The organism is Selenomonas sp. oral taxon 138 str. F0429 (genome assembly GCF_000318175.2).
In the GTDB taxonomy this organism is placed as follows: Bacteria; Bacillota; Negativicutes; order Selenomonadales; family Selenomonadaceae; genus Centipeda; species Centipeda timonae.
The window spans coordinates 88,163-99,562 of record NZ_KB290929.1 but is presented as its reverse complement, the minus strand read 5'-3'; the positions used below and the strand labels follow the sequence as shown (position 1 = coordinate 99,562).

Genomic DNA, 11,400 nt, shown 5'->3' with positions numbered 1-11,400 from the left:
TCAGATTGGCGCAGATTTTTTCGTCCGAACTAGGAGGCAAACCAGACGCAGAGTGGTACTCTGTGGAGGATTTGCCGACGAATTGCGGGCAAAAAAGATGCGTTAAGATGGCGGTGCTGAATTTATCAGTGATTCCTCAGGTTGCATCGCTTCTTAAAATATTGTATACACGGTGCCTATTATAGCACAATTCAATCGTCCTGTCATAGGATGTGAAAAAGAAAAGCCCATGTAAGCAAAACAGAATTACGATATAATACAGACTATTACTATTATTAATTTACATGTGATTTTCTCGAGAAAAGGCTTGTTATTCTTTGAAATATGTGATAGGGTGAAAATATCCCATTACAGACAGATGGGGCACTTTTTGGGAGAGGGGAGCAGTCATATGCAGTTTAAATCCATTCGTACAAAGTTTTTAGCATCTGTATTGCCTGTGATGCTCGTCGGTTTTCTCGTGTTCTTTGGCGTAAGCTACAAAATGGCGAGCAATATGCTCGTGGAGAATGCGGATACGATCGGCAAGGGTGTTGGCAAGCAGGCAGCACTCGAGGTACGGCGCATCTTTGAGACGAACGAGGTGCATCTCGAGATTCTGTCAGGCAATGAGGCCATTCTGCACGGAGATAATGCGGCTAAGCTGGTTGCACTGCAGGAGGTGAAGCAGCATACCGAGGTCTTCTCGAATGTAGCCTATCTTGGTCTCGATGGAATTGGACTCGATGCGGACGGCAACGAGATCGACCGTTCGGATCGCGATTATTTTAAGAAGGCTGTCCAGACGAAGAAGACCGTCGTCTCGGAGCCTGTGATCTCTGCGATCTCCGGCAAGGTTGTCACCGTCATCGGTGTTCCTGTGATAGAGAACGGCACGGTTGTAGGTGTGGTTGCGGGAACCATCGGACTCTCGCGCTTTGACGATACCCTTGCGAAGATGGCGACCTATCGGACGGGACAGCTCGTCGTCATGGATGAGTCGGGACTTGTCATCATTCACCCGAACGAGCCAGCGCAGATTGGAAAGCTCGATTTCAGCAAGGAAGTCTCGAGCGTCAAGCTCTCGATGAGCCTCGTGGATGCATTTAAGTCTGTCATCGACAAGAACGAGCCTGCACTTGCACATTATGAACGTGAGTCGGGCGAGGCCATGACGGGCACCCTGGTTCCAATTCAGCTTGATGGACGCCGCTGGGTCGTCATGTCGGAGGCATCCGACAGCGAGATCCTTGAGGATGCCCATGCGCTGCTGATGGTGCTGGCGGGGCTGACCATTGTCATTGTTCTCATCATCTCGGCGCTGATTTTCTTCGTTTCGAATAATTTTGCAGCAGGCATCCAGAAGGTTGTGCACGTCTGTGACATACTCAACAGTGGCGATCTGCGCGAGACGCCGAAGACCATCACTTCGCAGGATGAGATTGGGCAGCTATCGGATGGCTTCATCAAGATGCGGCATACGCTCAATACGCTGATTAAGAGAATCCAGTCCAATGCGACGGAGCTCTCAACTGCTGCAGAGGGGCTAACAGAGGCATCTCAGCAGTCGGCGGAGGCGTCCAACCACGTTGCCATGTCGATCACGGAGATCGCCGAGGGCGTGGAGCGTCAGTCCAATGCCTCCACCTCGGTAGCCAATGCGGCGGCCTCGATCTCGAGCCATGCTGCGGGCATGTCCAAGCAGGCGGGTGAGGTTGCAGAGGTCACGAACAAGACGGTGGAACGCGTGCAGGAGGGGCGCCGCTCCATCGATGAGGTCGTGAACTACATGGAGCAGATCAAGACGGGGTCGGAGACCGTCGATGCCGCAATCTCGGCACTCGGTAAGAGCTCCGAGGAGATCAGCCACAGCGTCGAGGTCATCGGCAGCATTGCAGAGCAGACGAACTTGCTCGCGCTCAACGCGGCTATCGAGGCGGCGCGTGCGGGTGAGCACGGACGCGGCTTTGCCGTCGTTGCCGAGGAGGTCAGGAAGCTCGCCGAGGAATCGGGCGAGTTCTCGAAGAAGATCTCTGAGACGATGCAGTCCGTGCAGGCGGATATGGAGCGTGCGGTCGAGGCCGGAAAGCGTGGCAACGAATATGTTGGACATGGTCTGGAATCGGTTCGTACGGCAGACAATGTGTTCCAGTCGATCGCGGAGTCGATTCAGCAGCTCGGCGACGGCGTAAAGGGCATCACCTCGGGCATTCAGCAGATGGAGAACGAGACGCAGACGGTGCGCGCGCAGATCGAGGAGATCCAGAAGGTCAGCACGGTGAACGCTGACAGCGCTCAGAACGTCTCTGCAGCGACCGAAGAGCAGTCCGCCTCCATGCAGGAGATTGCAGCGGCGACGCGGCGCCTCTCCAACCTTGCGGATGAGCTCGCAGGCGAGACGAAGAAGTTCAAGCTCTAAACCTCAAATAAACCTCAATAGGGGTCACTGCACTTGCAGTGACCCCTTTCCTGTTGTATGATAGGAGCATAGATGAAGGAGGCGTTCCCATGGGAAAAGCGATGATTATTGGTGCCGGCGGCGTTGCGAGCGTTGCCGTGCATAAATGCTGTCAGAATCCGGAGGTCTTTGAGGAGATCCTCATTGCCTCGCGCACAAAGTCGAAATGCGATGCGCTGAAGGCGAAGCTGGACGGCGGCAGGACAAAAATTCAGACCGCCGCCATTGATGCGGACAACGTGCCGGAGCTCACGGCGCTCATCCGCGAATTCAAGCCGGATGTCGTGCTGAACCTCGCGCTCCCGTATCAGGATCTGCACGTCATGGATGCGTGCCTTGCGGCGGGCGTGCATTACGTCGATACGGCAAACTACGAGCCCGAGGACACGGCGAAATTCGAGTACGGCTGGCAGTGGGCGTATGCGGATCGCTTCCGCGAGGCGGGGCTGACGGCGCTGCTCGGCTCGGGATTCGACCCCGGCGTGACGGGCGTGTTCAGCGCGTATGCAATGAAGCACGAGTTTGACGAGATCAACTACATCGACATCCTCGACTGCAACGGCGGCGACCACGGCTATCCCTTTGCGACGAATTTCAACCCCGAGATCAATATCCGCGAGGTCTCGGCGAAGGGCAGCTACTGGGAGAACGGCGCATGGATCGAGACCGAGCCGATGGAGATTAAGCGCGTCTATGATTTCGCCGAGGTGGGGCAGAAGGATATGTACCTCCTGCACCACGAGGAACTCGAGTCGCTCGCGAAAAACATCAAAGGCATCAAGCGCATCCGCTTCTTTATGACCTTCGGTGAGAGCTATCTCACGCATCTGCGCTGCTTGGAGAACGTCGGCATGACCTCCATCGAGCCGATCGACTTCGAGGGGCACAAGATCATCCCGCTGCAGTTCCTGAAGGCGGTGCTGCCCGACCCCGCGAGCCTCGGCTCGCGCACGAAGGGCAAGACGAACATCGGCTGCATCTTCCGTGGGAAGAAGGACGGGAAAGAAAAGAACTACTACCTCTACAATGTCTGCGACCATGAGGCGTGCTACGCCGAGGTCGGCTCGCAGGCGGTCGCCTACACGACGGGCGTGCCCGCGATGATTGGCGCGATGATGGTGATGACGGGAAAGTGGCGGCGTCCCGGCGTGTTCAACGTCGAGGAGTTCGACCCCGATCCGTTCATGGACGCGCTGAACGTCTGGGGGCTGCCGTGGCAGGAGAGCCACAGCCCCGTATTGGTGGACTGATGGCGGCGCGCGCGGCATGGCGGGCAGAGTGGGACGCTGTTCCGACGCCCTCCTACCTCGTCTATGAGGAGCTGCTCGAGCAAAATCTGAAGATACTCGCGGAGATTGCAGAGGATACGGGTGCAAAGGTGCTCCTCGCACAGAAATGCTTCTCCATGTATCACTACTATCCGCTGATCGGGCGTTACCTCGCGGGAACGACGGCGAGCGGCATCTACGAGGCGCGGCTCTCGCAGGAGGAGATGGGGAAGGAAAACCACGTCTTCAAGCCCGCCTACGAGGCGGAGGAGATCGATCAGCTCGCGGCAATCTGCGACCACATCATCTTCAACTCATTCGCCCAGTGGGAGCGCTTCGGCGCGGCGGCGCGGGCGCAGGGCGCGTCCTGCGGCATCCGCATCAACCCCGAGCGCTCGACGCAGGAGCACGCAATCTACGACCCGTGTGCGCCCGGCTCGCGCCTCGGCGTCAAGATCGCGGACTTCCGAGAGGACTTGCTCGACGGACTCGATGGGCTGCACTTCCATACGCTCTGTGAGCAGGGGGCGGATGCGCTTGAGGCGACGCTTGCAGCCGTCGAGGAGAAGTTCGGGAAATATCTGTACGGGATGAAGTGGCTGAACTTTGGCGGCGGGCATCATATCACGCGCGAAGGATATGACATCGCTTTGTTGAAGAAGCTGATTCGCCATGTGCAGGAGACCTATGACGTGGCGGTCTATCTCGAGCCGGGTGAGGCGATCGCGCTCAATGCGGGCTTCCTCGTCGCCGAGGTGCTCGAGGTGCAGACGGGCGGCAATGTGATCCTCAACACGTCCGCGACCTGCCACATGCCCGATGTTATCGAGATGCCGTACCGCCCGCCACTCATCGGCGCGGGCGAGGCGGGGGAGAAGGCGCATACCTATACGCTCGCGGGGCCGACCTGCCTTGCGGGCGATACGATCGGCACGTATTCCTTCGATGCGGAGCTGCGCGTTGGCGACCGCATTGTCTTCGGTGATATGGCGATCTATACGATGGTGAAGAACAATACATTCAACGGCATGCCGCTGCCGAACATCATCGCCGTTTCGCCCCGTGGGGAATGGGAGATTGTGCGTGAATTCGGATATGAAGATTTTAAGATGAGACTTTGAGATGTGGGAACCGCCGTCATGGCGGTTTTCTTTTGCAGCAATAGATAAACAAAATCTATCGCTGCTTAATTTGTATTTATCAACCATCTCTTGTATAATGAACTCGAAAGGAGCGGATATGATGAATGGGGAAGAGAAAGCGGCTGTAAGCCGCAGAAATTTTCTAAAGGGGGGCGCGCTTGCACTCGGCGGTTTTGTCGCAGCGCCTGCGCTGCTTGCCGGATGCGCTGCAAACCCTGACGATCACCTCATCCCACCGAAAGCCCCTGCAGCACCGCCTCCGCCGCCCACATGGCTCGGCACGGCGCCGGAGATTCCGGAGGGGAAGATCGCAGCGGAGCACAGCGCGGACATCGTCATCGTGGGCGCGGGGCTTGCGGGGCTCACCGCAGCGCGCGCGGCATCGGAGCACGGCGCGTCCGTCCTCGTCATGGAGCGTGCGAGCACGTGGCAGTGCCGCAGCGGACAGTACGGCACAATCGGCAATCGCTATCAGCGCGAGCTCGGCATTGCATTCGACAAGAACGAGGCAATCCTCGAGAATATGAAGCAGATGGGCTACCGCTCGGATCAGCGCATGTGGAACTACTGGGCGGAGCACAGCGGCGCGGATTTTGACTGGATGCTCGACCTTGCGCCCGCCGTTCACGTCATGAAGGAGACGGATACGGAGCTCGACCGCTCGAAGATCAACCTCATGATGATGCACTATCCGCTGCCAGCAGGCTATAACCGCAGCGAGGAGAACAGCCCGACCTATCCGACGGTCATGACCCTCCTGCCGAGTCAGGAGCCGCTCCTGACCCTCGTCTATGAGAAATGCCTCGCACAGGGCTGCAAATTCATCTACGCAACGCGCGCGAAGAAGCTCATCCGTGAAGCAGATGAGGGGCGCGTGACAGGTGTGATCGGCGAAGACATTCACGGGAATTTCGTGAAGTGCACGGCGCGCAAGGCGGTGATCCTCGCGACGGGGGACTACGGCAACAACAAGGAGATGATGAGGTACTTCGTGCCGTGGGCGGCGGACTATATGAATGTGTTCCCGAACCGCGATGCGTGGGACAGTCCGACGAATACGGGGGACGGTCATGTGATGGCGGCGTGGGTCGGCGGCAAGATCGAGGACGGTCCGCACGCGCCGATGATCCATACGCTCGGCGGACCGCTCGGCGTGGATGCCTATCTCCTGCTGAACGACGACGGCAAGCGCTTCGTCAACGAGGACATCGGCGGTCAGCAGCTCTCCTGTGCGATCTATCGCCAGCGCGGCGACTACGCGTGGCAGATCTTTGACGACAACTGGCCGGAGCAGCTGCCGCTGATGGGGGTATCGCACGGGAGCGTGAACCACTGCGTTCCCGCTGCGGAGAATCCGAAACTCCCGCCCGACTGTCAGTGGGCGATCGGGCGTACGTCCTACACCTCGCGTGAGGATCTGGATAGGACGCCGGGGCTTATCAAGGCGAATACGCTTGCGGAGCTCGCGGCGGCGCTTGCACCGGATCGCCCCGATGTGCAGCGGACGATCCTCGTGGAGATCGCGCGCTACAACGAATTGGCGCATGCACACAACGATGCGGACTTCGGCAAGGCGGCAAAGCGCCTCTTCCCCCTCGAGAAGGCACCGTTCTATGCGGGCAAGATGCTTGGCGGGGCGCTGCTCGTCAATATGGGCGGGCTGACGGTGAATCCAGAGGACGGCAATGTGCTCGATCGGAAGTATCACGGCATCCCCGGCCTCTACGCCATCGGCAACACGCAGGGCGGGCGATTCGTCGGGGACTATCCCGTCGTGACGGCGGGCGTCAGCCACGCCTTTGCGCTCGTCTACGGGCGTCTCGTCGGCAATGTCACGGCGCAGCTCTGAGAGGGGGAGAATGATGAAACTGTTTCAGAAACTCAAAGAGCCGCGCGTGCTCCTGCTCCTCGTCGTTGCAGCTGCCGCGTGCGGATTCGGCGGGCGCGCCATTCTCTCGCAGGTCAGTGCAAATCCTGCCTTCTGCGCAAGCTGTCACAATATGCAGCCGGAGTACGACAGCTATGCACAGGGGGATCTCCTTGCGAAGAAGCATGCCGATGCGGGCGTGACCTGTCATGACTGCCACGAGCCGACGCTGCTGCAGCAGATGCAGGAGGGCTGGCTCTTCGTTACAGGCAACTATGAGAACCCCATGCCGAAGTACGGCTATACGAATGCGCAGTGTCTCTCCTGCCACAGCTTCGACGAGATCAAGCAGGCGACGGCGCATTATGGCAAGGAAAGCCCGCACGATCCCGTGCATCTCGCGGGCAACGAGAACCCGCAGAACTGCATGGACTGTCACAGCATGCACCATCCTCAGTCTGCAAAGAAGTGTACGGCATGCCACGGCGTGAGCTGGAAGCTGGATGCGAACTGGGAAAAGTAGGCGGATTCTCGGGACTTTTTGCCGCAGAGGATAGCTAAATAAAAATAGTTATTAAAAAGTATAAATTTCTGTTGACAAGGAAAATCTCCTGTGATATGATAAAGCCACATTAAGGACATACGCAATCGTTCGATACGAGAGCGATTGGTTTACTATCAAAGGAGGATATTCAATGTCACTCATCAACAAGGAAATCAGCGATTTTAAGGTACAGGCATTCCAGAAGAAGGAAGGCGCAGCACAGGGCGAGTTCGTCGAGTACACGAAGGACAGCCTCAAGGGCAAGTGGAGCGTGTTCTTCTTCTATCCGGCGGACTTCACGTTCGTCTGCCCGACGGAGCTGGCTGACCTTCAGGAGCAGTACGGCGAGTTCAAGAAGATCGGTTGCGAGATCTTCGGTGTTTCCTGTGACACCCACTTCGTCCATAAGGCATGGCATGAGAGCTCCGACCTCGTCGGCAAGCTGACCTACCCGATGCTCGCAGACCCGACGGCGAAGCTCGCGCGTGACTTCGAGGTCTACATCGAGGATGCCGGACTTGCTGAGCGCGGCACGTTCATCGTGAATCCCGAGGGCAAGATCGTTTCCTATGAGGTGAGTGCAGGCAACGTCGGCCGTAATGCACAGGAGCTTCTCCGCAAGGTGCAGGCACTCCAGTTCGTCGCTGAGCACGGCGATGAGGTTTGCCCCGCGCGCTGGAAGCCGGGCGAAAAGACGCTGAAGCCGAGCTTCGACCTCGTCGGCAAACTCTAAGAGATAAACGGAGCACTTCGCGAGGCTGCTTGCGAAGTGCTTTTTCCTATGGAAGCGTTGTTTTGGGCGGCTTCCTGTCAAACAAAAGAGGTGCTTTGGTGGATAAAATGTATGATGCCGTCATCGTTGGCGGCGGCCCTGCGGGACTCGCTGCCGCCATCTATCTGGCACGTGCGAAATGCAAGGTGCTCGTTATCGAGAAGGAGAAGGTCGGCGGACAGATCACAATCACCGCTGATGTCGTGAACTATCCCGGCACGGGCAAGGTCAGCGGCTCCGAGCTTGCGGCACAGATGGAGGAGCAGGCGCGCGGCTTCGGCGCGGAATTCGTCACGGCTGAGGTCATCGGTCTGAAGCTCGATCAAGACATCAAGGAGCTTGAGACGACGGCGGGCACGGTCGAGGCGCTGAGCGTCATCCTCGCGACGGGGGCAAACCCGCGCAAGGTGGGCTTCTACGGCGAGAAAAAGTTCCAGGGGCGTGGCGTTGCTTACTGTGCGACCTGCGACGCCGAGTTCTTCACGGGCATGGACATCTTCGTCATCGGCGGCGGTCTTGCGGCGGTGGAGGAGAGTATGTTCCTCTCGCGCTACGGCAAGTCCATCACGATCCTCGTGCGCAGCGACAAGTTCCGCGCACCGCAGACGGCGGTGGACGCGCTCGCGAACTATCCCAACATCAAGGTGCGCTTCAACACGGTTGTGGAGCGCGTCGGCGGCGAGACGATGATCTCCTATGCCGATTTCCGCGATGAGACGACGGGCAAGGTCGAGCACTATATGGCAAAGGACGGCGAGACGTTCGGCGTCTTCGTCTTTGCCGGCTATATCCCGAATACGGGGCTGTTCCGTGAGCAGGTTGCGCTGAATGAGCAGGGCTACGTCATCACGAACGAGGAGAAGGAGACGAATATCAAGGGGGTCTTTGCTGCGGGCGATGTCTGCATCAAGACGCTGCGTCAGGTTGTGACGGCGGTCTCCGACGGCGCAGTCTCTGCGGTTGCGGCGGAGCGTCATGCGGCGGCGCTGCACGATCGCCTCAAGTTGCCCGCATTTGCGCGCGCCGAGGTGGATGCAAAGCGCTTTGAGCAGCGCAAGAGCTCCATCGAGAAGGAAGCGGCAGACGGCAACGAGACGAACTTCATCTCTGCCGAGATCCGCGAGCAGCTGGCAGCGGTCTTTGATAAATTTGAGACTTCGGTCAAGCTTGTCGGACACTACGACGACGGCGATCTCTCGCGCGAGTTGCGCGGCTTTATGGATGAGTTCGCGGGTCTCACGGACAAGGTCAGCTATGAGGAGCGCGAGGACGCGGACGGGCAGCCCGGCATCGAGGTTCTGAGAGGGGACGGCACGCCGAGCGGCATTACGTTCCACGCCGTGCCGGGCGGACACGAGTTCAACTCGTTCATCCTTGCCCTCTACAATGTGGCAGGTCCAGGTCAGGAGCTGCGGGACGAGACGCACGCGAAAATTGAGCAGATTTCCGCGCCCGCCGATGTCAAGGTACTCATGTCCCTGTCCTGCACGATGTGCCCCGATGTGGTCGCCGCCGTGCAGCGCATTGCAGCAGAGCGCGCGGACGTACGCGCGGACATCTTCGACATCCGCTACTTCCCCGAGCTGAAAGAGAAGTACAGTGTGATGAGCGTTCCCTGCATGATTGTGGGGGAAGACCTCTTCTTCGGTAAGAAGAACATAGACGAGGTCGCTGATATTCTGGTCAATCGCGGTTGAGCAAGCTCGCTGTCCGCGCCCCTGAGCAAGGCGCAGATGGGCGGCAGGATTTCTCCCGCAGGTTGATATATTCTGTGTATTTGTTTTAGAAAAGGAGAGCACTATGGAACTCAAGGGATCACAGACCGAGAAGAATCTCTGGGCGGCATTTGCCGGAGAGTCGCAGGCGCACACAAAGTATCTCTACTACGCGTCGCAGGCGAAGAAGGACGGCTACGTCCAGATCTCGAACATCTTCAACGAGACGGCGGTCAACGAGAAGGCGCACGCAAAGATCTGGTTCAAACTCGTGAGCGGCATTGGCGACACGAAGGCGAACCTCGCTGCGGCTGCCGCCGGAGAGAACGAGGAGTGGACAAGCATGTACCCCGAGTTCGCACGCGTTGCGCGCGAGGAGGGCTTTGACAAGATCGCGCGTCTCTTTGACGCTGTGGGTAAGATCGAGAAGGAGCATGACGCCCGCTACAAGCTGCTCTTGCAGAAGGTGGATGAGGGCACGGTGTTCCAGCGCGATGAGAAGATCATCTGGCAGTGCCTCAACTGCGGCTATGTCTGCGAGAGCCCGAAAGCGCCGATGAAGTGCCCCGTCTGTGAGCACCCGCAGTCTTTCTTCCAGCAGGTTGTGCAGAACTACTGAGCTGTTTTGACGACTGTGATAGAAAAAGGAGCTGTTGCACGAAGGTTTTGGCTTCGTGCAACAGCTCCTTTGTTACGTTACTGGTGCCCCTTCCACCGCTTACGCGGTTTCCCTCCCCCGTTGTGAGCGGGGGAGACTGAGATTACGGAATATTAGCTTCCCCCGTCGAAACGGGAGCAGATGTTTTGCAGGAGGATAAAATGACCCGAAAAAAATTCGATCTTTCCGCCTATCTCGTGATCGGTCCCGAGAATACGGATGGGCGCCCTGTGGCGCGCGTGATCGCTGAGGCTGTGCACGCGGGCTTCACCTTTGTTCAGATTCGCGCAAAATACGCGGAGGCGCGTGAGATTATCGAACTCACGCGCGCGGCGGCAGATGTGATTGCGGCACAGGGGAAGTCGGACGCTGTGGCACTCGTCATAAATGATCGCCTCGATGCTGTACTCGCGGCGCGGGAGCAGGGGATCAAGGTGGACGGTGTGCATGTGGGGCAGGGAGATATTCCGCCCGATGTCTGCCGCAAATATCTCGGTGCGGATGCAATCGTCGGGCTCTCCGCGCGCACAACAGATTTGCTCGACTATGCGGTGCACTGCGATACCACATGCATCGACTACTTTGGCGCGGGTCCGCTCCATGCGACGCCGACAAAGCCCGAGGCGGGGCGGACGGCGACGGGGGAGATTGTGACGCGCAGCCTCGATGAGCTGAGGGATCTGCATCGCGTTAGCCCCGTGCCCGTGGTCGTGGGCGGCGGCGTCAAGGCGTCCGATCTCCCCGCGCTCAGGGCGACAGGCGTCGAGGGCTTCTTCGTCGTCAGTGCTGTTGCGGAGGCAGCGCATCCCTATGCCGCCGCAGAGGAGATGGTGCGCGTCTGGCGGGAGTAGCAATCTCCTTGTGTTGCTTGTCCCACGCGAACGCTTAGTTATGCAAGCGGTCGGGCACTTATATCTGCCTAAATACCTGCGATTCTCAAACGCGCTTCGCTTGAACGGTAGAAATCCGCAGGGGGCAGAACGTGCCCTTGTTTCCG

Annotated in this window: 9 protein-coding genes; all 9 read left to right on the top strand. The window is 58.4% G+C overall.

The window, feature by feature from the left end; genetic code table 11:
• The first annotated feature begins 391 nt into the window (after positions 1-391).
• The 9 genes from HMPREF9163_RS01105 to HMPREF9163_RS01065 all read left to right on the top strand — a co-directional run bounded on the left by HMPREF9163_RS01105 (position 392) and on the right by HMPREF9163_RS01065 (position 11,254).
• The gene (locus HMPREF9163_RS01105) at positions 392-2,398 is read left to right on the top strand and encodes a methyl-accepting chemotaxis protein (RefSeq protein WP_037345573.1); all 2,007 of its coding nucleotides are present in this window, start codon (positions 392-394) and stop codon (positions 2,396-2,398) included.
• Between the two features lie 89 nt (positions 2,399-2,487).
• Entirely contained in the window at positions 2,488-3,687 is a 1,200-nt protein-coding gene (locus tag HMPREF9163_RS01100) for a saccharopine dehydrogenase family protein (protein ID WP_009439776.1), read from the top strand.
• Entirely contained in the window at positions 3,687-4,826 is a 1,140-nt protein-coding gene (gene nspC, locus HMPREF9163_RS01095; protein ID WP_009439775.1) for a carboxynorspermidine decarboxylase, read from the top strand. Before HMPREF9163_RS01100 ends, nspC begins: the two co-directional genes overlap by 1 nt.
• Positions 4,827-4,947: 121 nt before the next feature.
• Positions 4,948-6,696 carry an FAD-dependent oxidoreductase gene (locus HMPREF9163_RS01090; protein ID WP_037345571.1) on the top strand — a complete coding sequence of 583 codons (1,749 nt, stop codon included), beginning with the start codon at positions 4,948-4,950 and terminating at the stop codon, positions 6,694-6,696.
• 10 nt (positions 6,697-6,706) lie between these two features.
• Positions 6,707-7,237, top strand: coding sequence for a NapC/NirT family cytochrome c (locus tag HMPREF9163_RS01085; RefSeq protein WP_009439773.1), 531 nt, complete (start codon positions 6,707-6,709; stop codon positions 7,235-7,237).
• A 172-nt stretch (positions 7,238-7,409) separates the two neighbouring features.
• A complete protein-coding gene (gene ahpC, locus HMPREF9163_RS01080) occupies positions 7,410-7,991 on the top strand; it encodes an alkyl hydroperoxide reductase subunit C (protein ID WP_009439772.1) in 582 nt (193 codons plus the stop codon).
• A gap of 107 nt (positions 7,992-8,098) precedes the next feature.
• Positions 8,099-9,727, top strand: coding sequence for an FAD-dependent oxidoreductase (locus tag HMPREF9163_RS01075; RefSeq protein ID WP_009439771.1), 1,629 nt, complete (start codon positions 8,099-8,101; stop codon positions 9,725-9,727).
• 103 nt (positions 9,728-9,830) lie between these two features.
• Positions 9,831-10,364 carry a rubrerythrin gene (gene rbr / locus HMPREF9163_RS01070; RefSeq protein WP_009439770.1) on the top strand — a complete coding sequence of 178 codons (534 nt, stop codon included), beginning with the start codon at positions 9,831-9,833 and terminating at the stop codon, positions 10,362-10,364.
• 200 nt (positions 10,365-10,564) lie between these two features.
• Positions 10,565-11,254, top strand: coding sequence for a thiamine phosphate synthase (locus HMPREF9163_RS01065; RefSeq protein WP_009439769.1), 690 nt, complete (start codon positions 10,565-10,567; stop codon positions 11,252-11,254).
• Positions 11,255-11,400: the final 146 nt, after the last annotated feature.

Excerpts from the sequence above, each read along its gene's own strand:
- HMPREF9163_RS01105 (WP_037345573.1), top strand. The coding sequence starts at position 392 with ATGCAGTTTAAATCCATTCGTACAAAGTTTTTAGCATCTGTATTGCCT.
- HMPREF9163_RS01100 (WP_009439776.1), top strand. The coding sequence starts at position 2,488 with ATGGGAAAAGCGATGATTATTGGTGCCGGCGGCGTTGCGAGCGTTGCC.
- nspC (WP_009439775.1), top strand. The coding sequence starts at position 3,687 with ATGGCGGCGCGCGCGGCATGGCGGGCAGAGTGGGACGCTGTTCCGACG.
- HMPREF9163_RS01090 (WP_037345571.1), top strand. The coding sequence starts at position 4,948 with ATGAATGGGGAAGAGAAAGCGGCTGTAAGCCGCAGAAATTTTCTAAAG.
- HMPREF9163_RS01085 (WP_009439773.1), top strand. The coding sequence starts at position 6,707 with ATGATGAAACTGTTTCAGAAACTCAAAGAGCCGCGCGTGCTCCTGCTC.
- ahpC (WP_009439772.1), top strand. The coding sequence starts at position 7,410 with ATGTCACTCATCAACAAGGAAATCAGCGATTTTAAGGTACAGGCATTC.
- HMPREF9163_RS01075 (WP_009439771.1), top strand. The coding sequence starts at position 8,099 with ATGTATGATGCCGTCATCGTTGGCGGCGGCCCTGCGGGACTCGCTGCC.
- rbr (WP_009439770.1), top strand. The coding sequence starts at position 9,831 with ATGGAACTCAAGGGATCACAGACCGAGAAGAATCTCTGGGCGGCATTT.
- HMPREF9163_RS01065 (WP_009439769.1), top strand. The coding sequence starts at position 10,565 with ATGACCCGAAAAAAATTCGATCTTTCCGCCTATCTCGTGATCGGTCCC.